Here is a 25,222-nt window from a genome sequence, read left to right as displayed (position 1 = left end):
TCGACTGCTTTCAATCAATAAAGGCGTCGACATGCAACAGCCAAGTTCTCACATATCTACAACAGCCCCAGCATTAACTGCGTTATTAAAACAACAATTTGGTTTTGATCAATTTCGTGAAGGGCAACAAGCTGTCATTGAACATATATTGTCAGGGCATTCTTCTTTGGCCATTTTTCCAACGGGTTCTGGTAAGTCACTATGCTATCAATTTAGCGCACTGCAGCTTGCTAATGTAACGTTAGTGATTTCGCCACTGTTGGCCTTAATGAAGGATCAAATAGCTTTCTTACATAGTAAAGGAATTAGTGCAGCGAGTATTGATTCAAGTTTGACCTATGAACAAAGCCAGCAAGTGATGCGTGATGTGCGTAGCGGTCAGACTAAAATATTAATGGTGTCTGTTGAACGTTTTAAAAATGAACGCTTTAGGCAGTTTTTATCTTCAATTACTATTTCGTTATTGGTTGTTGATGAAGCGCACTGTATCTCTGAGTGGGGTCACAATTTCAGGCCTGACTATTTGAAAATTCCTGTTTATTGTCAGGAGTTCGCTATTCCTCAAGTATTGCTATTAACAGCAACAGCAACTGCCAAAGTAAAACAGGATATGGCTAAGCGGTTTAATATATTGCCTCAGCAAGTGGTTCAAACAGGGTTTTATCGAGCCAACCTTGATATCAGTGTATTACCCGTTTTAGAAAGTGAAAAAAATACCAGCTTGAGCCATTGCGTCAGCCAGTATAACGGTGCGGGCATTATATACGTGACTTTGCAAAAAACGGCTGAGGATGTTGCGCAGTACTTAACGACTCAAGGCTTTCAGGCCACGGCTTATCATGCGGGTCTTGAATCTGATATTCGAAATCAGATCCAACATCGTTTCATGAATGGCGAAATCAATATTATTGTCGCTACCATTGCTTTTGGCATGGGGATAGATAAAAGTAACATACGCTTTGTTATCCATTATGATTTACCCAAATCGATTGAGAATTACAGCCAAGAAATTGGCAGAGCTGGGCGTGATAATGGTTTGTCGCATTGTGTCACTTTAGCAAACAAAGATGGTCTCAGTACCATAGAAAACTTTGTTTATGGTGATACTCCAGAACCGAGTGCCATTGCCAAATTAATTCAGCATATCACCGCTGAAGTGGATAATGGCCGCTGGGAAATGCAAGAATCTAGTATATCCAGTAGTTGCAATATCAAGTTATTGCCGCTTAAAACCTTATTGGTTCAACTTGAATTAGCCAAGGTCGTTAAACCTAGTTTTGCTTATTTTGCTGAGTTTAAGTATCAATTTCTAGTTGATAAACATCAATTACTTGCAGGCTTTGATGGGCACAGGCAGACATTTTTAAATCAAATTTTTGAACATACACGTTTTAAGAAGGTTTGGGGTCAACTAGATTTTGATAGTTTATATCAAGCTTATGGGGCTGAAAGGCAGCGTGTGGTTGCAGCATTAGAGTATCTTGCAGATAAGCAGATGATCTTATTAGAGACCAAAAAAATCACACAAGTTTTCGAAGTAAACCCTGCAGCGCTAGTGCAAAAAGATCTCATTGGTCAGTTATCAGATTACTTCCAGAGCAATGAAGTCAAAGAAATCGCTCGTTTAAATCAATTGTTAGCTTTTTTTGAATCACAAACCTGTATTACAGCGCGGTTAGCGCATTACTTTGACGATAATGCGGCGCCTTCGCAGTGTGGTCATTGTAGTGTTTGTCGTGGAAAACCGGCCATTTTGCCGCAAAAAGCCATAGCACCCATCGAAAACTTAACCGACATCCAAGCACATTTAGACAGCTTTAATCAGCACATGCTAACGAAAGGGCATCTATCTGTTTCAGTATCTGTGCAAGCTAAGTTTTTGGCAGGTATGACCGTGCCTATATTCGCCAGAATAAGAGTGAAACAGTTACCGGGTTTCGGTTATTGTAGTGAGTATCGTTATCAAGATATCGTTAACTGTATCGACAAATATAACCAAAATGGAGCGCACTAAAATGAAGAACAAAGCAGTTGAGGGCTTGCTAAAGAAACATGAAAAACTTAATCATTTAGAAGGCGTTAAAGTTATCTCTCACATACAAAGAGAGAAAGAAGAGTGGGTGCTGCATACACTTATGATAGACGGTTATGACGTTCCATTTAAATTTAAGCGACCTAAAAAGTATAAGTCGCTTAAAGATCAATTAGTGAGCCTTATTTACTACACCGATGAAGAAACGGTTGCAGGTTTTACCATAGAAGTAATGCAAGTGGTGCGGGTTAAACGTTATTAACATGTTTTTAACTGCCAATCAGTAAGTTAACCTACACCGCGATCACCAATCCTGTTTTATTGATTACCTGTGTACTGGTAATCACTTTTGACTTGCCAAATACGGTAACGAAGTTCGGCACCTTCAGGCAAATAAAAGACCTTAGGTAAGCGGCTGTCATAATCAATTGTAATACTTTCCCCTAGCGTCACAAATTTTGCTGTTTTAGGCTCGCGACACATCATCATTGTACTTGGCCCATCGGTCAATTTATCAAGTGTATTGTAACTATAACCCCAACCTTGTAGGTTTTGCTTTTCAATTTCGCCCATCAATCGATGTTGATTACAGTCGACCATTTTGTTTTGACCAATCTGAATTTCCACTTTATAACTCGCTTCATCGTCACGTTTAGAAAGCGATAATATATGCTGTACTTGGTTCTCTGTAGGCTTAGGAAACATTTTAGCTTGTTCAATTTCTTGATAGCTCTCTTGTGTAAATGAATGACTTGAAATCATGTTAGGGCGCTCAAATTGATTCGGCACAGGACTAGTCGCTACAGATGAAAATGACATAGTGGCAATGGCGCCAACTGCAGACAACTTGATTAGATTTTTAAATGCGCTGTTAAGACTAATTTTCATATGGATTCTCACTTGTAAAATGCTAGTGTATTACTGGTATCTAAAACCTTGTTATAGATATAAACGGTTTGGGGTTCAAAAAGGGTTTTATTTTTTTATTTATTTTTAATTCACGAGGATTTTACGATAAGCACACCCCATGAAAGCTTAAAATATCTTTTATATTCAATGTTTTTCATTTTATATATTAAATTCCATTGCTTAAATAAATAATTTTAATACACTGGTGAAGTATACTTTTTATGTGTATTGCTAAAGCGACTTGTAGGTCACTAGTGCAGATTGACTGTTTCGAAATATGATTCTCACATTGATGAATAGGATGTTCTCTTGAATACTAATCTTGAAAATTCTGCACAAATATTACGTATGGCTGTGCCGCAAATGTCAGCGTTAAACATTCCTGTCACGCCTGAAAATTATGCCATTTGGTATCAATACTATTCAGAAACCAATTTGAGTTTAAAGCGTGCGATTGATGGTCTTCTTGCTAATGAGGTTGAATTTACCCCTTCAGTCAATCAAGGTTTATACAATAACTTCATACAAGAGCAATCGCCTGAAGTGATTGAGAATGTCCAGATTGAAACCCAGCTACTCATTAATAGCTTAGTGAATCGCATTAATCAGTTTGCTTCTGGTACCGATGACTTCTCAAGTAATCTCTCACATTTTAATCAAGAGCTTCAAACAGAGCTTAACCCTCAAACACTGAATGAACTAGTCGTTAATATTAGCTCAGAGATAGAGCAGGTCATCTCTAATAACCAATCAATGAAAGCCGATATTGAAACTTTAGGGGACGAGTTGAGCCAACTTAAAGAAGAGATGGATAACCTCAGTAAAGTCGCTATGACCGATGAGCTCACCTCCTTAAATAATCGCCGCGCCTATGAAATATTTTCAACGGAACAAGTCAGCTTATTCACTCAAAACCAAATACCTTGCAGTTTACTGATGGTTGATATTGATCATTTCAAAGCATTTAATGACACCCACGGTCACTTAGTGGGTGATAAGGTCTTATCATTTGTCGGCTTTGCATTAAAACAGTCAGTGAAAGGCAATGACTTTGTCGCGCGTTATGGTGGTGAAGAGTTTGTTGTTCTTTTACCTAACACAGAATTTAAAGATGCATTTACTGTTGCTGAAAGTATAAGAGAGCGTATTGCCGCGCGGCAATTAACGATTGGCAAAGAAAACAAACAGCAACTAGGTAATATTACCGTGTCGATTGGACTTGCCAATATTCAACCAGGGGATGATTCTGAAACCTTATTAAAACGCGCAGACGATATGTTGTATCAAGCAAAATCATCTGGCAGAAACTGTGTGAAAGGCTAATAATCTAAGCGTCCAAACTAGTATGAATGTTATGACTGTCATCATTGACGCTTATCTAAATTTTACTACTGTCTAACACTGACGGCCAATAAGTACAATTGTAGTTATTGGCACTTAATGTCGACTGTTTAGTTAAACTGCAAATACATTAATTAACTCAATCCAATCTTTTTCTAATTGACTAAATGTTTTCCCCGTTAAGGTGTGTGGCTCGCCACCTTGGTATAATTTAAAATAAATATCTAACCCGTAACGCTCAATGATAAATTGCGTAAATGCACCTTCTTGCAGATATGCGAGCTTCCTAGCGGTTCCAGTTTTTGCTGAATGCCTAATATCTTCTGCTTCAGTCAGTGAAATCAAACTCCCATATTTTGCTGATTGCTCTGCAACAGCCCTATATAAGTCAGTGCCAAAATCTGGGTATTCTGGTGTTCCACCAAAGCGATGCTGTAAAAACACGGCAAGGCCGTCATCATAAAAACGATCTTCATATCCATTTTTCTTTTGTTTTCTAAATGCACTAACGGCATAAACGTGAGTCAATTCATGGATAATAGCCATACCAGAGTGTTCAGACTGGCTATCTGAAAAAGCAGCTAGGACTCTTTTTTCGGGGATATGTATTGTGTTCCAATCTTGGTAAGGCGTGCGTCTTTTTTTGGAAACATAAATAATGAGATGCTCGTTTATCGGAGTTCCAACATAGACCGAAGACTGCTGTAAATAAGATAGAACGACTTCTCTATTTTTAACAACACGGTTTGCTAACTGCTTTATGGTGTTAATAGAAATGTTTTTATCGTATTCAATGGTGAAGTTTTCCGTTTGATAGCTTTCTGCGTTAACAATCAATGAAACTGTACATAGCAAGCCAATCATGCATTTTCTAATCATAGTATTGTCAAATTCCGTTTTGATTTTAATTCGTTATATCCTTGCCCAAACTGAACAGAAATCCATGCTATTAGATTCCTGTCCAGCCGTTCAGCGGTTTAGAATCCGTTGAGTCACTCTTAACTCAATCGTGTTTAAACATTTATTATCACAGGGTCATTTACTCTTGGTTTGATGTAGATGAAGTAGGCATGTCCATGTGCATTTTGATCAAATGCTCCTCCATATCAAATGAGACTGCAAAACCAAGATTCTTTGCAAGATTTGCCATGCTGCGGTTTTCAAACATGGTGAAGCCTGCAAGTACCGGAGTATCGGTAGTTTTATAGTAATCGACTAACTTTTCTAGCAATAATTTGCCTAGGCCAATCCCTTGGTAATCTCCACGTACAGCCATGGCAAATTCAGCTTCGGTATTATCAGGGTCAGTTGATGCCCTAACAGCGCCAAGGGTGATTGATTCACCATTATCGTCTTCTGCCGTAGCGATGAATGCCATTTCGCGGGCGTAATCAATTTGGGTTAATACTGCCATTTCTTCATGGGTCATACGAGAACGCACACCAAAATAGCGCTTGTATCTGTCTTCATCACTAAGTGAATTATCAAAGGCTAAATGCTTAGGTTCGTCTTCTGGTAAAATGGGTCTAAGCATGACTTTTAAGCCATTTTTCAAGATGGCTGTTTGCTCTAACTCTTTTGGATAAGGCATGATGGCCAAGCGCGTTTTAGGGTCGATATCGGCTTGGTTCAATTTCATATTCACATCAAGTAAAGTGATCGTCTTGCCAGCTGCCAGAACGGGATTTAAATCCAATGATGCAATTTCGGGGCAATCAATTATAAGATGCGATATTTGCGTCAGCATGACACACAAGGCATTCATGTCTAAACCTAAAGGCAAATGTCTGTCTCTAAGCTTATTCGCTTTTAGAGCTTGAATGACCATGTATCGTGCTAGTGTCATGTTCAAAGGTGGTAGGGCAACTGACGCATCACGGGTAGGATCCCACTCAGAACCTCCTTCACCCAAACAAATAGCTGGACCAAACACAGGGTCATTAATAACGGAAACTCGTACTTCCTGCGCTCCTGCTGTTAAGGCCATTTTTTGCACTATCATGCCGTCAATCTTGGCATCTGGATTAATCTCTTTAACGCGACTTATTATTGAATGTGCCGCTTGTCGGACTTCATCATCGTTGGTTAGATTAAGCATGACGCCATGAGCATCTGACTTATACATTAAATCTGGTGACTGTACTTTAAGCGCAACAGGATATCCAAGTTCGTTGGCAAGCTTAATGGCTTCATCTGCCGTTTTAGCAAAACAAGTTTGAATGGTATTCAGGCCATAAGCTTTTAAAATGTCGCTGGTTTCATGGGTCTCTAAAATGAAACGTTGCTCATTTTGCGCTTTTTGCAGCAGCTTTCTCGCACTGTTTGCATCAGCAGGGATATTATCAGGAATAGATTGCGGTACTTCTTGAAGCAACCTTTGGTTACGTCGATATTCAACCATGTGCATGAAGGCTTTCACTGCGCCTTCCGGCGTTCGATAAGTTGGGATCACCGCTTTATTAAACAGTTTTCTTGCCTGGTAAGCTGAGTTTTCACCGCTCCAGTTGGTTAAGATATTCAGTCGATTTCGATTAGGGTGAGCTTTAATTGCAGCAATTAAACTATTAGCAATTTCGTCACTTTCTTCTAATGCTGAAGGGGAATGCAATACTAAGATGGCATCCATTTCCTGGCTATCCATCAAGATATTTAATGCCTTGGTATATCGTTCGCTATTGGCATCACCGACAATATCGATTGGGTTTTGGCCAGACCATGTTGTTGGCAAGGTTTCATTGAGTTTATTAATGGTGTCTTCTGATAGTTGAGCTAATTTACCGCCTTTTATTATGAGCTCATCAGCAGCGAGTACCGCAGGGCCGCCGCCATTACTTATAATGGCAACACGTTCACCTTTAAGGGGGGTTGAATGGGCTAAACTTTCAACTGCAGCAAACAGCTCTATTAAATCATTAACACGTAGCATACCAGCACGTTTAAATGCCGCTTCATAAACCGCATCATTTCCGCCTTTACCACCAGTATGTAGCATGGCGGCTGCGATGCCTTCTTGGCTACGGCCTGATTTAATCACAAAGATGGGTTTATTACGCGCAGCTGCTCGGGCTGCGGACAGGAAATGACGTTTTTCATTGATAGAATCGATATAAAGCATAATGGCGCTGGTGCTGCTATCTCTACCGAGATAATCCAGCAATTCATCAAAATCAATATCTGATGCATCCCCTAGGGATATAAATGATGAAAAGCCGATGTCTTTGTTATTGGCCCAATCGAGCACCGTAGTACAAATTGCTGCGGATTGAGACACAAATGCGATTTTGCCTTTCTTGGCACTGCTATGGGCTAAGCTGGCATTAAGACCAATAGGTGGAATTATCATACCTAGGCTGTTTGAGCCTAAAATACGCATGCCAAAACGTTTAGCGTGCTGCTGAGTCAAACTGAGTAAACTAACGCCATTGTCATCATATTCATTGGCCATGCCCGATGCCATGATAATGACTACCTTACAACCAAATTGCGCTAAGGTTTCTACAATACTGGGGACTCGACTTGCTCGAGTACAGATGATGGCTAAGTCAGGTTTGATGGGCAGAGATTCAATATTAGGGTAGGCCAATACGCCCATCACGGCGTCGTATTTAGGCGTCACCGGCATGATAGGGCCTGAAAATCCGCTACCCAGTAAGTTCTTCATTAATACGCGACCAGCGCGCTTTTCTTTATTTGATGCACCAATGACGGCAATAGACTTTGGTTTAAATAAAGCGTGAATACTTCTCTGACTCATAATGCCTCACTTTCGAGTGGACTAACTATTAGCGATAGATTGCAACATGACTTTTTGACATAACTCAGATAACCATGAAATTTTTGCTTCATGACGACGCGCAGCACTGCAGATGACAGCTAAGTCGACAGCAATCGCTTTATGGCTATCATCTGACTCTAGCTTAAATTGATAAGAGTAATTATCGGCAAGTAATTGGCGTTGCACACTATAATTATCAACAATAATAGTTGGGTTGAGTTTCACGTCTATGGCGCGATACAGCTCAACATACTCATTTAGGTCTTCAATAATCAGCTTAATAAACTCGCCATTTTTATTGCCCACTAATGAGCCATAACCTGAAGCAATTTTCTTCTGGTATAGCTGTTGTGGTCGCTCTCTTAAGGTTTGTATTCCAATATCAATTGAGCCATCAATTAAGCCGTCATTACTTGTTTTACGCCATTGTCTTAACTCAATTACTGCTGAGGTCTCTGCTCTAATTGCATCAATGAGATCTTTTCCCATCATGACCATTAGTGGTTCGCCTAAATGAACCGTAATATATTGCAGGTTTTTAGGATCAAAATACTCAGGTTCTAAAGCCAGGTTGATTTGTTCTATAGAACTTTGTATTTTAGGGGCAATCTTGTCAGCGTAGCTGGTTGGCTGAAGACCATTTGCGGTGCGTATGAATAAGGGATCGCTTAATTCTTCACGTAATTGCGCCAACACTTTTGACACAAAAGATTGTGATCTTCCGAGTTGTTTAGCCGCTCTTTGGGTCGAGCCTGCTCTATATAGGGTAATGAACACATTAAGTGCATTAAGATCCATAATATACCGATAATTTAGAACACGTTAACTTCATATTACACCATCTATTCCACAAACACATTATCGAACAAAGTAAATAAGCCATTTGGAATATCGGTTATTCCATTTTTACATTTAAATATTGTTAATATACATTTGTCCAAATCTTTGCTTTATGGAGAATACATGTCAAAAGCGCTAGAAAATGCATCTACAGCATCAACTAAACAGCACATTGTGTTTAGGTTATTAAAGAAGAGTCTCACTGTTATTGCTGCTTTTTCAGCTTTAGGTCTTTTGAGCTATTTATTTTCATTGTTGACCAAGATCCACGGTAAATCATTACCTGAAAGTTATTTTGCCAATGGTTATCCATCTATCTTAGGATTGCTCGATTCTGAGCTATTCATGGGTTTTGTGTTTGTGGTCACCATTGGCATTATTTGTTATACGCTGCTGCTATTTTGGCGCCTCCATGAAGTTGCTGTTCATAAGGCTGAGGCCATGTCGAGTGCACATACACAAATTGTGTTTGCCTTATCATTATGTGGCTTATTCATCGATAAAACCTGGTGGGTTTTAGCCATCATTATTGCTTTCGGTCGCTGGGATGTATTAGCTAACAGACTTTCTAGCATCATTAGTAACGGCTTAAAAGGAGACAAGTAAATGAAAGAGATTATGCTCCCATATGTACTCATTATATGGCTCCTAGTAAAACTTGGTGTTATCAAATGGAACCTTGCTAATGCGGTTCGTTCTGTTGGTTTAGGTATTTTTATCGCATTTATGCTTTTTACCGCACACCGTTTTTGGTCTCCAGCTGATTTAACCGATAGTTCAACGATTAAAGCACCTCACGCGGTGTTAAGCCCTTTATTTGGTCAAGAGATTGAAGAAATCTATGTGACTCATAACCAACAGGTAAAAAAAGGCGATTTAATCTATAAACTGGTATCAGTAGACAGCGAACAAGAAATAGATTCTCTTGAAGCGCAAAAAGCGGCAGAGCTTGCTAAAAAAGAAGCATTAAAACTTAGAATGCATTCGTTAACGGTAACGTTAAATAATGATAAGCGTAATTTTGAGCGTGTTATCAATTTAGGTGAACATGCCAGTGAAATGACCCGTGACGATCTTGACGCTAAAATCGAATCCACAGTGGCTGAAATCGCTTCTGTCAAAGCTGAGCTTGAAACCCATCGCGCGCAGTTACGTTCGTTCGATGCGCAGATTAGTTCTGCTAAATGGAATGACGATCGCCGTGAGATCAGAGCGCAATTTGATGGCCAGTTATCAATAACCAATGTTGCAGTCGGTAGTCGTATTGGTAATATGCATCTTTATGATACTTCTAAAAAGTTTTTAGAAATGCGTATTGCTGATCAAACGTATCGCTATATTAAACCTGGTCAATTTGCAGAGTTTTATGTTGATGCATTTCCTGGTGAGATTTTCCGTGGACGTGTTCACAGTGTCACTACGGGGACGGGCGAGTCGTTAATCAGCCCAATGGCAGGAACTCAACATGTTAGACAGCACGTGGGTAACAACAACAGCAGTCACGGCCGTACAGTGATTATCGAGTTTGAAGAGCCGGAAGGTTATATCATACCTATTGGTGCTACAGGTTCAGGCTGGATCTCGGCGGATAAACCAGCTGACTTTTTAGGGTTTATGGATATTATTGGTGGCGCAACCATCAGGCTTAAGGCATTAAAAGCCTATCTTAATGCTCTATAAGTTGGGTTTAAGTGCGATTTATAAGTGCTTGCACCTAGTCTAGTTATAAGCTCAGCTTAATTAGTGTCTGCAATATGTTATTTTTAAAGGGAGCTTCGGCTCCCTTTTTTATTCACTCGCATCTTATTTGATCAAATCCTTACGCCACTAGCAAAGCTGCAACCAGGGAAAGACGTATATTGGTTTAAAGGCTTAAATTCGATAATGCTAACTTCACTGATTTTATCGGTTTCAATTTTCTGCTCTATTTCAAAATAAAACCACCATTGCCTGTTTAAAGAGGTTAACTCTATATAAGGATAACTCCTCATTTTCCAGCTGCCTTTCAGATGTTCTGAGTGTGTGACTGCTTTACTGGAGTATGATAATTCATAAGTATTATCTTCGTTAAGCTCCAGAGCCACTAACGTATCGCAATTTCTGCTTTGGTATTTGCTAGCCAGATCTCGTGTGGTGACTTTATCTTTAGGCTTTACGCCATCAGGCAGCAAAAATAAACCCACATTATCTTTGCTATACCAGTGATTTCCAGACTTTAGCATTTCAACGTTAGGAATTACCCAGCCATTATCAGAGAGGGAACCAATAAGTCCTTGAAGGTGAGTTTCATCCTTTATAAAGGGGGAATATAAGATGGTTGATTGATTTACCGTATCAGGGAAAGCGTGGGTATTGGTTGTCACTTTATAGTTAGCTTGTTCCAGCGTCGTGGTGACTTTGTCAATGTCAGCCTCTGATAAATAGCGCGTATATAAATGTACTTCAGTAGCTGAACAGCCAGCAAGCATCACAGTCACGATGACGAGTCTCCATATTTTCACTTCATTGTATCCTTACAAATTAGTTTATGTCGTTATTTTGTCTACACAACGACTTTGGCGTAGCTTTCTCTGTCTATATCATCAACTTCTACCGAAATAGAGCAATCCTTTATTGATAAGGTCTTCAATTGCGCGAGTACTAATTGAGTGAGTTTTGATTTTTGCTCAACATCACGTCCAGAAAGGATCTTTAAGGTAACGTGGATAAAATTGATATCAACTGCACCGGTTTGGTAATGTGAGTAAGCGATGGCTCTTACCTTGATATCACTGCCTTCTGGGTCAAATAAGTTTGAAGTTAACGCACCTCGGTGAACTAACGGTACGAGCAGGTTTCCATCAATTTCTGTCGAGTGCTCAATAATACAATGTGGCATTTATAACTCCTGTATCCCTGTTAAAGTCGTGAATAAAACTGTTTTCTATGATTCATTTAAGCTTTTGATCCAACTTAATTGATCATCACTCTGGTTGCTTAACTCTGGCTGATTACAATACGCATTAATTAGCTGCTTTAAAAGTAGCGATATGATTTTAAAGATAAGAGTTGGAGATAGGGGAATGCTGGGCTTAAGTACTGAGCTTAAGTATCAAATTTATGTATTGAGCTGTAATGGTGGATATCTGCGTAAGTTAAGCATTTACACTCAATCCACTCTCTATCTATTTTACCAGCTCAACACTATCATTATTCGCTTTAATGCTATTCGTTTCGAAATAGGATTTGTTTTGTAAATATTGCTGAATCAGGCCTTGAGATAAAATCATTATCGTCATGACTTGATAGAGTATTCCTGATAATGACATCAAATATATTGATAGCATAAGGTTCAGTGCGTTACTGGCTATCATAGCGAGTCTTAACTGGCTGCCTGCAAAGTAAAATAAGCTAACACTCATGACGACAGCAGCCATGACAGCACACCATTCGCTCCAATGCTCTGCCCACATTAAACCCTGTAGTATCGCAACACCGCTGAACAGTATGGTCATGAGTAAAGGGGATAAGTTAATTGAATCATCTTTATTGAGGCTTTGACAACAACGAAAGCGAATAACATTTACTAGTTGATTCGCCATGCCTAAAAAACTGCCTAATAGACCTAAATGAATTGCAGTCAGTATTGCAGCTACCATATTGCCATGAATAAATTTGCAGTCTTGCTGTTGACTATTTGCCCACCAACCTATGGCCATTGAGACAAATCCAATTGCTTGGATAAAAAATAATTGATTTAAAGCAAACTCAGGCACGCACAGTAATCCGATAGAAATTTGAAGGTGCGTATTGTCTATATTTTCGCCGCTAAAACAATGATCCAGTCGAGGTTTATTCAATTATGCTGATATTAGCTTGTAAAACTTCATATACGTTTACTTTACGTTGCTTCATTGTTGTTCTTTTGTGTTGCTTAAGCGCTGCTTGTGTTGCTGTATACAAGTCGTTCAGCGGTACAAAATGGGCGATATAAGGTCAAGACACTCCTTATTGAATGACTGCTTATGAATCACGTTGATTAAATGACTGTTGTTCAAATGATTGTAGATTGAATAGATGTGATTGAGCAATTGAAGCTCGAACAACTGCTGCTTGAGCTATTACAGCATTGAATAAATGCACAGGCGCTTTATTTTAACGGCAACTAACCTGAGGAATATCTTGCCAGCTGGTGGTGTATTGCGGTGTCAGTAAGTCGCGGCGCATATGCCATTTTCCACCAATACCTTGTGCAGCCACAAAGACGGAGTCAGTGCCATAACGTTGATTGAGCGTATCACAAACTTGCATTAATGCAGGATCTTTAGGCGGCGTGAACAAATCACCTTGTAAATGTTGTACAGGACATAAGTCCACCAGCCCGACACCGATTTTATAATAACGGGTAGAGGGGTTAAACAGTTGGCTTCCAATGCTTGTTGCATGACTGATGAGTTCACAACTGTCGTTGGTTGGCGTCGCGCAGCGGTAGTGATACTTAAAACCGCTAGGCTGTTCATCATAGGGGGAGTTTCGGGCAAAAATGAGTAAGCTACTTGCTGCAGAACCTTGTTTGCGTGCTTTCGCTGCCGCAATCCCAGCATGTTTACTTAAGGCTTGTAGTAATGCCTCTTTGTCTGTGATGCGTTCACCGACACTGCGAGTCGAAAAAATTTGCTGCTTATCTGCTCGAGCACTGTCCCAGCCCTTACATTCTTCGCCATTCAATTCACGTACCGTGCGCTCTATTTCAATACTAAAGCTTTTTCGTGCAAGCCCTGGCTGGAGTTTAGAAAGGGCAAGCGCAGTTTGAATGCCCATTTGTTGTAACTTTTTGCCTATACGAGAACCAATTCCCCATACATCGGTGACCTTCATGCTAGCGAGAATATTTTGTCGTTGCTGAACTGAGTCAATATAACAAACGCCATTATAGCCACTCAGTTTTTTTGCCGCATGGTTTGCCACTTTTGCTAGGGTCAGGGTTTCACCGATACCGACACAAACAGGCAAGCGAGTTTCTTTCCATACTGCGCGGCGTATATCAACCGCATGGGTCAGCAAGCAAGGAATTGCAGGATAAGTTTGTTTAAATGATAAGAAGGATTCATCAATTGAATATATGTGTTGCTCTGGTGCGAAGCGGCCAATGACGTCCATCATCGCACTAGAAAGCGAACCATATAATTCATAGTTAGAGGAGAGCGCAATTACGCCAAGTTCGTGGCATAAGTCTTTGACTTCAAAGTAAGGGCCAAACTTACCAATGCCTAACGCTTTTGCTTGTCGGTTGGCGGCAACAATACAACCGTCATTATTGGATAACACAACAATAGGGCGACCGCGCCATTCAGGTCTGAAAACCTGTTCAGCGCTACAATAAAATGAATTGGCATCAACCAAGGCGTACATAAGTTAACCGCCCATTCTAATCATTAACTAATAAAGGACTTTGGCGATGGCAACGAATTGAACGGATCACCACGCCCTCAACACTAAAATTGTCGTGCTCTTGGATTAACACGCTATTGTGATGGTCATTGGCCGACAACAGTAAGCGGCGCTTGGTATCAATCAGCTTACAGACGAAGTTGCCGTTGTAATTAGCCACGATTACATCATGGTTTTCAACGTTGACGTGACGATCGACAATCAGAATATCTTTATCAAATATGCCTATCTTTTCCATTGAGTCACCACTGGCTTGACCAATAAAGGTGGCACTCGGGTGCTCAATTAACAGTTCATCTAAACTGAGTGGTAGTTGTCGATACTCAGCCGCTGGACTCTCAAATCCACTGATACCGGCACAGGCAAAAATAGGAATAACCTTCATAACAATCGACACTCTACGATACTGTATATTTATACAGTATTATAACCAGCCCCGTAAAATTGGCAATAAATTCCGTGAAGTTGTCGAATAAGCGTGCGAATTGTTGGTTTTTTGATCTGTTATGGGTCGTTGAAGGAATGCTTTGCTGAGTGAGCTGAACTAAACAGCATTGCTAAGTACTAAATTATGAGCAAGGTAAGCGTGAGTGTTTAAGGTTGAGTGGCTACTTGTTATCGAGCTGCTGTCGAACCATTAGCCGAAAATAACCTAATAAACATTCATTAAAGAAAAAGGTTAAAAGTTAATTGTTTGTTCAGCTTACGTTTAGCTTACGTTTAGCTTACGTAGGTAAAATAGAGGCAAGTTTAAAGCTTGTCATCAGTATCAGAATTTTATAAAGCGTTAATACTGACGATGAGTTCAAGTGCAAAGTGCTTAATCAGCCAGAAATCAGTTGTTCATCAATGGGAGTAAACACAATGAAAAAAGTATTTATCATTTCAATGCTAGCCATCTTATCTTTTGGTGCGAGTGCTAGCCCATCGACTCAAAAGCCCGTTGTCATTCAAATTCAGGATTCATTCACGCAAATTAATAGTGCTTTAAGCTGCTCAATTGTGTATGCCCACACTCCGATGACTTCACAGGCCGATTATTATAAAGGAGTGGTCTATGAACGCTATTCAGCTCTTGTTGAACAACTCGTGTTATCAGGCCAGTCAGAAGAGGGCGCAAGACAAACAGCGATTGAAAAAATTGTCATGCAAACACAAACCATTGAACAACAAATCAATGATACTAAAAGCGGTGGAAAAACAGAGTTAAAACAACTGCTGCAACAAACGGCTAAAAAGAATGATTGTGTCCATTACGCAAACAATTAAGATGCACGGTCATAATTAATGTTCATAGAGTTATTAATATAATCGTTAGCAGCATTCTCAATATAATCCTATTGCCAATAAAAATGCAGAATGTCATAAACATTCTGCATTTTTTAGTTTCTAAACTGCAAATCAATATTGCTTTACATCGAAGCTATGACTAAAGCGATTACCACCAAGTGTAATATAGGGCGGTAAGGATGATGATGATACCAACTGCCGCAATGTTAAAGCTGCTCGAAGTTTTAAAGCTTACATCATCTAAACTCACACAAGTATTTTGCTGATTGTTCGGTGTTAATAGTGACACCACAATACACAAGGCTAAGCATAGTAAGAAGATCAGCCCGATACGGTCCATGAAAGGTAGCTCAGGCCAGAATACTTTAAATACTAGCGAGAATACCGCAGCACCTATCGCAGCAGAAATCGCGCCAGTTGAACTGGTTTTAGACCAGAACATACCCATAACAAATATCACGACAATGCCTGGTGTGAAGAAGCCGGTGAACTCTTGAATATATTGAAAGGCTTGATCAAATTGTCCTAATAATGGTTCAGCAATGAATAGGGCAATGATAAGCGATACTAATGATGCAATACGGCCAACTTGTACGTAATGGTGTTGAGATTTCCCTTGCTTCCACTTGCTATATAAATCCATGGTGAAAATGGTAGAAATACTATTGGTCATCGAAGCCAGTGAAGACACAATAGCCGCAATTAAGGCTGCAAAGACTAAGCCTTTAATGCCAACAGGCATTAAAGTCATCATTGATGGATAAGCTTGATCTGCTGAGGTTAAATCAGGATATAAGATAACGGCGGCAATACCTGGTACCACTACAATGAGCGGCATTAACATTTTCAGGTAAGCGGCAAACATAATCCCTTTTTGTGCTTCTTGCTCATTTTTAGCAGCAAGGGCACGTTGAATGATGTACTGGTTAAATCCCCAATAACTGAAGTTCATAACCCAGAGGCCACCAAAGAGTACCGAGACACCTGGAAGATCTTTATAAAAAGGATTATCAGGACTTAAAATCATATCAAAATGACCAGGCAAACGATCGGTTAGAATACCAAAGCCTGCAATTGCCCCTTCACCAGCGCTCACTTCAACTAAGGCTAAATAGCTTAACAATAATCCACCAAAAATCAGTAGTACAACTTGTAAAATATCAGTGTAAGCCACGGCTTTAAGCCCACCGTAGAGTGAGTAGACCACAGAGAAAGCTGCTAAGAAACACATACCCGTCATCCAATCGACGCCGGCTACCGTTTCGATTGCAAGACCACCTAGCCATAATACCGCGGTTAAATTCACGAAAATATAAACAGCTAACCAGAACAAGGCAATAATGGTCTTAACTCGAGTGTCAAAACGTTGCTCCATGTATTGAGGCATGGTGAAAATGTTGTTCTTTAAGAAAATGGGTAGCATGTATTTACCAACCAAGATCAGAGTAAGCGCGGCCATCCATTCATATGAAGCGATTGCCAAACCCAGAGCATAGCCAGAGCCTGACATTCCAATAATCTGTTCTGCTGAAATATTAGCAGCAATAAGTGATGCACCAATGGCCCACCAAGGTAATGATTTACCGGCTAAAAAGTAATCTTCAGTATCAGCGCCATCTTTTTTTGAGCTACGTGAGATCCATAATGCAAGGCAGATGAGTCCTATCACGTAAACTGCAAATACAGTGATGTCTATTGAACTTAGCTTAATGTCCACAGGATTTTCCTTTCCAATTTTATTGTTATTAATGAGTATAAAAACGCTGTCACTTCAAAAGACAATAGTTGTCTGAAAGTCATGGCTTTTAACTCAAAGTATGAAGTGAAACGTAAAAAACCGCACAGAAAACTCTGTGCGGTTTGGGATTATTGAGTGATTTTTAGCACTTGAGCATATTCACTAGGGTAACTCTGAGGTAGGACAACTGTTAGTCCGTCAGCATCTTGAGAGAACTTGAGCTCACCAGCTTGACCAATAAGTGAAATTTTAGCGATTTTATCTGGATAGTTTTTCGCATTGATTGAGTTAATCGTAATGCTATTACCATTACCCGGCCATGCTAATAGCGTCGCATAAAGAGTGTCTTCATTACGGGTAAAGCGCACATCGCTGCTGTTAAAATCTTTACGGTTCTTTTCTGCATTATTTGAATGCTTACCGTCAACGACTTCAGTTTCACCTTCTCCGTAGGTTACCCAAGGACGGGTAGAGTAGATTGCTTCGCCGTTTATCGCTAACCAATCACCAATCTCTTTCAATAACGTGACTTCAGCCTCTGGTATGGTGCCATCTGCTTTAGGGCCAATATTGAGTAGTAGAGAACCGTTTTTACTGACGATATCAATCATGTCATCAACCAATGAGTTTGCATCACGATATTGATGATTAGTGACGTAACCCCAAGAGGTTTTAGACACTGAAGTATCAGTTTGCCAAAAGTGCTCATGGATATCAGTCATACCACCACGTTCAATATCAAGTACTGCTGAACCTGGCACAAATGATCTAAAGTCTTTGTGTTCTTTATAATTAAGCGCTGGCATGTGATCCCAACTTACCCCTTTATTATAATAATAAGCGGTAAATGCTTCTACATGATCATGGAAAGCGGGTGATGCAATCCACCAATCAAACCAAATAAGTTCAGGCTCATATTTATCAACAATTTCAACGGTACGTAATAACCAATCATCCATGAATTCTTTCGTTGGTGGTGTTTCACCAGCCTCTGAAGTATCACGATTTATCGCAGGGCCATATAAGTCACGGTTGGCTTCATCTTGAACATCTGAAGGCATTTCTCGGCCGCCATCAAAAAACCACCAGTTTTCAGCACGATGACTTGATAAACCAAAATGAATATCCACTTTTTCAGTAGCGGCTTTTAATTCAGCAATAATGTCGCGTTTAGGTCCCATTTCAACAGAATCCCAGCGGCTATAACTATTATCATACATAGAGAAACCATCGTGGTGCTCTGCTACAGGGACAATATACTTAGCGCCTGATGCTTTAATAATATTGAGCCATTCATCAGCATTAAACTTTTCTGCCGTGAACATAGGCACGAAATCTTTATATCCAAATTCTGTTTGTGCCCCCCATGTTTCAGCGTGATGTTCTTTTTCATCACTCTTAGGCTCATCGCGATACATTTTACGAGGGTACCATTCACCATTATATGCAGGGACAGAATACACGCCCCAGTGAATGAAAATGCCGAACTTGGCATCTTGATACCATGCAGGGATCTCATACTGGCTAAATGAGGTAAAGTCAGCTTTATAAGGGCCTTGGTTAGCAACTTGGTGAATGCTCGCCAGTTTTTGTTCAAGGTTTACAGCTGGCACTTGTTCAATGGCTTTTGCAGGTTTTGTTGATGTTTGACTATCAACAGCGACAGGGGCCTGAGAACAAGAAAATAAGCTTGCAGTAACAGCAAGAGCTACAGCGCTTTTTAAGGTTAGCTTTCTCATAGTGTTCATAAATATCGACTTTATGTTAAGTACATTGAATATGAAAGCTACTATAGAATTAAATGTTAAAAGATTGCAAGAAAATTCACATGCAAATGTTTATATTTATATTTGAACGAATTGTATTTGCTCATAACCATGTGTTTTGTAACATTTAACTCATTGTAATTAATGTATTTAAATTTAAAGATCGCAAAATCAGCTCCGCTAATTGCATTTATTGTTGTGTTAACAAATGCATCATTATGATGTAGTCAAATAACCCCATAAGATTGGTAAAAACTAAAATATATCTAAATAAGCGTTATAAAATTTTGTTAATTCAATAGTTGATATCACGGGAAATGATATTTAGGTAACGAATAGTTTAGTCACTGATCAATCGGCAGGTGAATGAAACAGTGTTCAAAAACTAATTTTTCTCAAAAATTCATCCAAAAATCATTATTTCTTTCTACTTTTATTTGACGAATTCTATAAGTTACTCATTGATATAATTGGTTAAATATTAATTAAGATTATGCAGCAAGGTAACTTTTAAGTGAAACGATTACTTTGGGTTTAGTATCTCAACAATTGTATACTTTGATCATTTATCTTGCGTTTTTGTATATAAAAATTAGAATGCAGATATAAACGCAGTCATTAGTTTGGTTATCATTTCCTTCTTACATTCATTTGGCTTAACGATAAAAGGTTAAGCCAAATGACGTTTGTGGCACATTTTCAACTTTGACTGTTCTTTTGATTTACTGCTCCTATGTGAGCTTGATAGATGTCACTCAGAGAGTGTGCCTATTATCAATATAAGGAAAGACGTTGTGAATTCATTAAGCCTTAAAAGCCTGAATAAGCTGGCGCAAGCAGAGCAATCAGTACCCAATTACCGCATGGGAGATAAGCAACCAAAGATTGGTATTGTGCATATTGGACCCGGTGCATTTTTTAGAGGTCATCAAGCTTGGTATACCCATCAAGCAATGAAACTTGCTGGTGGAAATTGGGGAATAAGCTGCGTTTCAATGCGCTCAGCAGGTGTAGCTGAAGCACTTAATCCACAAAATGGTTTATTTACACTGGCGGTATTAGATGCAGAGCCAAGCTATGAAGTTGTAGGGTCTATTCAAGAGGTCATTGTCGCAACGCAACAATATCAACGCGTTATGGATAGGCTAAGCCATGAAGATACTCAATTCGTTACAATGACGATAACGGAGAAAGGCTACTGCTTAGACAGCGAAGGTTTGCTTGCACGTGAACATGTAGACATTCAACAAGATCTAACAACGCAAGCTAATGCGATTTCAGCAGTAGGCTTACTTTCACAAGCGTTAATGTTGAGGTTTGATAAAGGCTTAGCACCATTAACCATATTGAGCTGCGATAACCTCACAGATAACGGCAAAAAATTGCGTCAAGCCATTATCAGTTTTTCTACAATCAAGTACCCACAAATGGTTCAGTGGTTGTCGACACAACTAATATGCCCATGCTCAATGGTAGACAGCATTACACCTGCAACTGATGACAGTTTAAAAAGCCAAGTGAAGCAAGCATTAAATGTGACAGACAATTGGCCTATAAAACGTGAAGCCTTTATTCAATGGGTAATAGAAGACTGTTTACCCAGCAAAAGACCGGCTTGGGAATTAGCGGGAGCCACATTTACTAAAGATGTTCGTGGTTTTGAACATGCCAAATTACGCTTACTCAATTGTCCGCATTCAACACTCGCTTATTTAGGCGTCTTACTGGATGTTGAAACCGTATTTGATGGTATGCAAATCCCTAAGGTTGTTGAGTTACTTGAAAATTTAGTCAAAGAAGAAGTGATTCCTTCATTTACCGCACCGGCAGAAATGGATGTAGTAGCTTATAAAAATGATATTTTTGATCGGTTTAGAAATCCTGCTATTAGACATCTTGTGGCACAGATTGCATGGGATGGTTCACAAAAACTGCCAATGCGAATATTGCCTATTATTGAAAAAAACATAGTAGAAAACCGCAGTATTAAAAATTTAACCATGGCAGTGGTTGCTTGGTTTATGTTTGTAAGAAAACGTTATCAACAACAAGTAGAACTGGTTGACCCTCTCGCTGATAAATTGCTGACAGTGGCTTCACAGTGCAATAACCAAGCTCAACATGATATTACTTTACTCATGACCATTTCAGAGGTGTTTTCTGCAGAGCTGAGTCAACAACCGGTATTTATTAAAAATCTGCAAAATAATTATCAACAATTACTGCCACTGTTAACTGGCGATAAAACGGCTTGGGCATAACTTAGTTATCGTAACATATTGGCGAACAAAGGAGTGATGGGTGTCTTTATTAGTAATTGGCGAATGCATGGTTGAGCTACGTGAAGTAGATGAGACTATGCTGGTTAAAACATTTGCGGGTGATACTTACAATACCGCGGTATATGCAAAACGATGTAACCCTGAATTGGAAGTACATTATTTATCAGCTTATGGCGGAGATGCCTTTAGCCTCGCGATGAATAAGCAATGGCAGCAACAGCAACTTAATACCGACCTATGTGTTTATTTACCAGAGCGAAATACCGGTATTTATAACATCTCGTTAGATGCGTATGGAGAACGGAGTTTCAGTTATTGGCGGAAAGGGTCTGCTGCCAGTGAATTAATGCAGTACCTAGATACAAAGATGGTGATTGAAAAAAGTAGTCAGTTTAAAATTGTATTTTTTACGGGGATTACTTTGGCCATTATGTCAGACAAAGGCAGGCAAACCTTGCTTGATCTTATTTCTTCATTGAAACAGAAGGGCTGTAAGATTGCATTTGACCCAAACTATCGAGCGTTATTGTGGAATAAACAAGATGCTCGGAACTGGATTCAAAAAGCCTATGATATCAGTGATATTATTTTACCTGGGCTAGACGATCATCAGAGTTTGTTTGGTCATCAATCCTTAGCTGAATTGCTGGAGTATTTTTCAACATTTAACGTAAGTGAACTGGTGATTAAATGCGGTGAACTTGGTGTTTATGGTTACACAAAAGGCACTCACGCAACTGTTGAACATGTGCCATTTGTACCAGCAAAAGTGCAAGTTGATACTACTGCAGCAGGGGATTCTTTTGCCGGTGCTTACCTGAACGGAGCCATTGAAGGGATGTCTATGAATGACAAGTTAACGCTAGCCTGTGATGTGGCTAGGATGGTAGTACAGCATCCAGGAGCTATTATCGATGAAAAAATTGAATTAGTATAGATTATAGTTTTAAATGAAGCTGATTACCTATATGCCATGTGATACATGAAGTGTAATAGTAAACAATACTGACACAAACCTAATTTAACTTATTGTTATTTAAGGTTGTATGGGTATAGGCTTTAAAAGGTAATCGTTATTTGGGTTATTAAGACTTGTCTCTCTTAGTAACCTTCGATATAAGAAAAAGTAGGCATGACGTGTTGTTCATGTAATTTTAAGCATTGATTGAAAATATTTCACACCCATACAGCACAAAAAACTAAAGAGTTTAGTGACGATTAACAAGAATGATTACCGCGACTCACTGTAACAACGACTCACTATAACAGCGATGAGTAAAGGTCGCTAAATATGGCCTTGTTTAACAACTGCATTTATTCGGGCAAGACAAATTTATCTAGGCCAATGTCAGAAGGTGAAACACTGAAATTTCTGTATTGCTGTATCTTTACCGAGCGCGTCACTTCTTTTTCCCGTCTTCAAAGCTCCCTGCAATTGCTATCAAACCAATACGCTCTAGCAGTACTTACCTGCACCCCTATGATCTTCTACCTGATTGAATAATCTAAATTTGAATAGAGAAATGCCGACAGCTTTATTATGTGATAACACTTCATTGACGCCGTTAGGCTGTCAATTGACCATATATGAAGTGGTATTGCCGTTTTACATCATCACTTATGATTTATATGTAAAATCATTATTGTTGATAGGTTTTTTTAATAATTGCTTTAGCATTTTAAAAGTAATTATGAGTGGTGTTTTATATCCTGGACTATTTAAGAGGTTAAAAATTATCTGTTTGATAACCCATTGTTTTGTTTAATGTTTGTGCTTGTGCGGCTCATTGGTGACAAATCGCTTTATTGAGATAATTAAATAATAAAGCAAAAGTACTGATTAATTAAATATGAATCACCTCGTTTATATCCAAAAATATATGTGGTTTTTAACAATTCAAGTGGTAATATAAATGAAAGATGCTTTTAACTAGTAAAAATTGTTCGGAGATGAACGTTAAATGAATACTATTGTTTGTACTAAGCCAGGATTACTTGAACATACTCTAAAAGATAAACCTTCGCCGTTAGAGGGTGAGGTTTTAGTGAAAATTAAGGCTATCGGTGTTTGCGGAACTGATATTCATGCTTATGGTGGTAATCAACCGTATTTTCAATATCCAAGAGTACTTGGCCATGAATTATCTGGCGTCATTGAAAGTACCGGTAAAGGTACATCCATTGAAGTGGGTTCACCTGTTTACATTATTCCTTACTTGCATTGCGGAAAATGCATTGCTTGTCGAAACGGTAAAACAAACTGTTGTACCGATATAGAAGTGCTAGGTGTGCATCGTGATGGTGGCATGTGTGAGTATTTATCTGTTCCTGAATCGGCGGTGGTTTGTACTGAAGGGCTTGAATTTAATGATATGGCCGTCATCGAATGTTTAGCCATTGGGGCGCACTCAGTGAGTAGAGCAAAAATTACCAGTGAGGATACAGTGCTTATTCTTGGCGCAGGCCCAATCGGCATGGGTGCATTACAGTTTGCACAGGTTGAAGGCGCTAAAGTAATCGTCAGCGATGTAAGACAAGATAAACTCGATTTTTGTAAAGCACATTACAATGTATTTGGTACCGTGAATGCCGCTGAAGATGTCAATGCACAACTCGCAATACTGACCGAAGGTGAGTTTCCAACCGTCATTATTGATTGCACCGGTAATGCTAAAGCAATGGAGTCATCTTTTTATAATTTGGCACATGGCGGTCGCATCGTGTTCGTGAGTGTCATTAAAGCCGATATTACATTTTCAGATCCTGAATTCCATAAACGTGAGACAACATTACTTGGCAGTCGTAATGCAACTCTTGATGATTTTCAACACGTTGTGAAATGTTTAAGAGATGGTACAGTGAAGTGCGATAGCTTTGTTACACACACCGCTAAATTTGAAAACTTGATAAATAGCTTTAAAGAGTGGGTAAAACCTGACTCTGGCGTGATCAAGGCAGTCATTGAGATGGATTAATTAGAATGAATATTGACGCTCATCAGCATTTTTGGTTATTTAACGAAGAAGACTATGGCTGGATTGGTGAGCACCAATCCGTTATTAGACGTGACTTTTTACCTGAAACGCTGTTGCCTATTTACAAGCAGAATAACATTGATGCCTGTGTTGCAGTCCAAGCAAGGCAATCAGAAAAAGAAACACGATGGCTAATTAAATTAGCACAGCAACATCAATTCATAAAAGCCGTTGTCGGTTGGATTGATCTGAAGGCTGTAGATTTGGCCGAGCAATTAACACATTACCAAGCGTTTCCAATGTTAAAAGGCTTTAGGCATGTTCTTCAAGATGAAGCCGATAGTCAATTCATGCTCGATAAGGACTTTATCCAAGGGCTAAAACTGCTGGCTGAATTTGGTTACCGCTATGATTTATTGATACTTGCGAAACAATTGCCACAAGCAAATGAATTGTTACAGCATTTGCCTCAATTACCGATAGTACTTGATCATATCGGCAAGCCAAGTATAGAAACCGGTGAAGATTTTGACCAATGGCAGAGGGGCATTAACACGTTAGCGAGTTATCAAAATGCCTATTGCAAAGTATCAGGTATGGTAACTGAAACCGATGTAAATAATTGGCAAGAGCAAGACTTCAATCAATATTTAGACGTTATTTTTAACGCATTTGGCCCTGAACGAATTATGTATGGTTCAGATTGGCCGGTTTGCTTACTCGGTGGTAAATACGAAGCCATTAAAGCCATTATTGAAAATTACGTTGAAAAAAACTATCCACAATACAAACAAGCTGTTTTTGGCGGGAATGCTAAAACGTTTTACCAAATATAATAAGGTGA

At 39.3% G+C, this 25,222-nt stretch carries 21 protein-coding genes; 10 read left to right on the top strand and 11 right to left on the bottom strand.

All coding sequences use genetic code 11. From position 1 onward, the window contains the following. The first annotated feature begins 31 nt into the window (after window positions 1-31). Both L2737_RS06585 and L2737_RS06580 read left to right on the top strand, forming a co-directional pair. Window positions 32-2,014 carry a RecQ family ATP-dependent DNA helicase gene (locus L2737_RS06585; RefSeq protein ID WP_248955206.1) on the top strand — a complete coding sequence of 661 codons (1,983 nt, stop codon included), beginning with the start codon at window positions 32-34 and terminating at the stop codon, window positions 2,012-2,014. Window position 2,015: 1 nt separating this feature from the next. After that, on the top strand, window positions 2,016-2,294 hold the full coding sequence (locus L2737_RS06580) for a hypothetical protein (RefSeq protein ID WP_102527358.1): 279 nt from the start codon (window positions 2,016-2,018) through the stop codon (window positions 2,292-2,294). 56 nt (window positions 2,295-2,350) lie between these two features. Here L2737_RS06580 and eco read toward each other — a convergent pair whose 3' ends face one another. Then, on the bottom strand, window positions 2,351-2,920 hold the full coding sequence (eco, locus tag L2737_RS06575) for a serine protease inhibitor ecotin (RefSeq protein ID WP_248955205.1): 570 nt from the start codon (window positions 2,918-2,920) through the stop codon (window positions 2,351-2,353). 369 nt (window positions 2,921-3,289) lie between these two features. Between eco and L2737_RS06570 the strand changes: the two genes are divergently transcribed. Then, on the top strand, window positions 3,290-4,264 hold the full coding sequence (locus tag L2737_RS06570; protein ID WP_248955395.1) for a GGDEF domain-containing protein: 975 nt from the start codon (window positions 3,290-3,292) through the stop codon (window positions 4,262-4,264). A gap of 132 nt (window positions 4,265-4,396) precedes the next feature. Here L2737_RS06570 and L2737_RS06565 read toward each other — a convergent pair whose 3' ends face one another. The 3 genes from L2737_RS06565 to L2737_RS06555 all read right to left on the bottom strand — a co-directional run bounded on the left by L2737_RS06565 (window position 4,397) and on the right by L2737_RS06555 (window position 8,855). Further along, entirely contained in the window at window positions 4,397-5,146 is a 750-nt protein-coding gene (locus L2737_RS06565) for a hypothetical protein (protein WP_248955204.1), read from the bottom strand. A gap of 175 nt (window positions 5,147-5,321) precedes the next feature. Further along, entirely contained in the window at window positions 5,322-8,036 is a 2,715-nt protein-coding gene (locus tag L2737_RS06560) for a bifunctional acetate--CoA ligase family protein/GNAT family N-acetyltransferase (RefSeq protein WP_248955203.1), read from the bottom strand. A 21-nt stretch (window positions 8,037-8,057) separates the two neighbouring features. Further along, complete coding sequence (locus tag L2737_RS06555; RefSeq protein ID WP_229368726.1) at window positions 8,058-8,855, bottom strand: LysR family transcriptional regulator; 798 nt, start codon at window positions 8,853-8,855, stop codon at window positions 8,058-8,060. A 165-nt stretch (window positions 8,856-9,020) separates the two neighbouring features. On the opposite strand from L2737_RS06555, the gene L2737_RS06550 reads away from it, so the two are divergent. Further along, window positions 9,021-9,503, top strand: a complete 483-nt coding sequence (locus L2737_RS06550; protein WP_102527352.1) for a magnesium transporter — start codon at window positions 9,021-9,023, stop codon at window positions 9,501-9,503. Next, the gene (locus tag L2737_RS06545) at window positions 9,504-10,577 is read left to right on the top strand and encodes an HlyD family secretion protein (RefSeq protein WP_248955202.1); all 1,074 of its coding nucleotides are present in this window, start codon (window positions 9,504-9,506) and stop codon (window positions 10,575-10,577) included. It begins immediately after the preceding gene. Between the two features lie 131 nt (window positions 10,578-10,708). Here L2737_RS06545 and L2737_RS06540 read toward each other — a convergent pair whose 3' ends face one another. The 5 genes from L2737_RS06540 to L2737_RS06520 form a co-directional block, all read right to left on the bottom strand. After that, entirely contained in the window at window positions 10,709-11,398 is a 690-nt protein-coding gene (locus L2737_RS06540; protein ID WP_248955201.1) for a hypothetical protein, read from the bottom strand. A gap of 41 nt (window positions 11,399-11,439) precedes the next feature. Beyond that, window positions 11,440-11,775 carry a 5-carboxymethyl-2-hydroxymuconate Delta-isomerase gene (locus L2737_RS06535; protein WP_229368724.1) on the bottom strand — a complete coding sequence of 112 codons (336 nt, stop codon included), beginning with the start codon at window positions 11,773-11,775 and terminating at the stop codon, window positions 11,440-11,442. Window positions 11,776-12,061: 286 nt separating this feature from the next. Further along, entirely contained in the window at window positions 12,062-12,736 is a 675-nt protein-coding gene (locus tag L2737_RS06530; RefSeq protein WP_248955200.1) for a YgjV family protein, read from the bottom strand. A gap of 295 nt (window positions 12,737-13,031) precedes the next feature. Further along, on the bottom strand, window positions 13,032-14,288 hold the full coding sequence (locus tag L2737_RS06525; RefSeq protein ID WP_248955199.1) for a Y-family DNA polymerase: 1,257 nt from the start codon (window positions 14,286-14,288) through the stop codon (window positions 13,032-13,034). Between the two features lie 16 nt (window positions 14,289-14,304). Then, window positions 14,305-14,712, bottom strand: coding sequence for a LexA family protein (locus L2737_RS06520; protein ID WP_248955198.1), 408 nt, complete (start codon window positions 14,710-14,712; stop codon window positions 14,305-14,307). A 479-nt stretch (window positions 14,713-15,191) separates the two neighbouring features. Here L2737_RS06520 and L2737_RS06515 point away from each other — a divergent pair, with 479 nt between their 5' ends. Further along, on the top strand, window positions 15,192-15,596 hold the full coding sequence (locus L2737_RS06515; RefSeq protein ID WP_248955197.1) for a hypothetical protein: 405 nt from the start codon (window positions 15,192-15,194) through the stop codon (window positions 15,594-15,596). A 169-nt stretch (window positions 15,597-15,765) separates the two neighbouring features. On the opposite strand, the gene L2737_RS06510 is transcribed toward L2737_RS06515, so the two are convergent. Beyond that, window positions 15,766-17,328, bottom strand: a complete 1,563-nt coding sequence (locus L2737_RS06510; RefSeq protein WP_248955394.1) for a sodium/sugar symporter — start codon at window positions 17,326-17,328, stop codon at window positions 15,766-15,768. A gap of 155 nt (window positions 17,329-17,483) precedes the next feature. After that, the gene (locus L2737_RS06505) at window positions 17,484-19,094 is read right to left on the bottom strand and encodes an alpha-L-fucosidase (RefSeq protein WP_248955196.1); all 1,611 of its coding nucleotides are present in this window, start codon (window positions 19,092-19,094) and stop codon (window positions 17,484-17,486) included. A gap of 821 nt (window positions 19,095-19,915) precedes the next feature. On the opposite strand from L2737_RS06505, the gene L2737_RS06500 reads away from it, so the two are divergent. From L2737_RS06500 to L2737_RS06485, 4 genes are all read left to right on the top strand, one after another. Beyond that, window positions 19,916-21,382, top strand: coding sequence for a mannitol dehydrogenase family protein (locus L2737_RS06500; protein WP_248955195.1), 1,467 nt, complete (start codon window positions 19,916-19,918; stop codon window positions 21,380-21,382). Between the two features lie 40 nt (window positions 21,383-21,422). Then, complete coding sequence (locus L2737_RS06495; RefSeq protein WP_248955194.1) at window positions 21,423-22,340, top strand: sugar kinase; 918 nt, start codon at window positions 21,423-21,425, stop codon at window positions 22,338-22,340. 1,024 nt (window positions 22,341-23,364) lie between these two features. After that, window positions 23,365-24,378 carry a zinc-binding alcohol dehydrogenase family protein gene (locus L2737_RS06490; protein WP_248955193.1) on the top strand — a complete coding sequence of 338 codons (1,014 nt, stop codon included), beginning with the start codon at window positions 23,365-23,367 and terminating at the stop codon, window positions 24,376-24,378. Between the two features lie 5 nt (window positions 24,379-24,383). Then, window positions 24,384-25,214: an amidohydrolase family protein gene (locus tag L2737_RS06485; protein WP_248955192.1), complete on the top strand. Its 831-nt coding sequence runs from the start codon at window positions 24,384-24,386 to the stop codon at window positions 25,212-25,214. Window positions 25,215-25,222: the final 8 nt, after the last annotated feature.

The organism is Shewanella electrodiphila (assembly GCF_023283985.1).
Lineage (GTDB): Bacteria > Pseudomonadota > Gammaproteobacteria > Enterobacterales > Shewanellaceae > Shewanella > Shewanella electrodiphila.
Note: the sequence above shows the minus strand (reverse complement) of the source record. Positions and strands in the feature narration are given on the sequence as shown.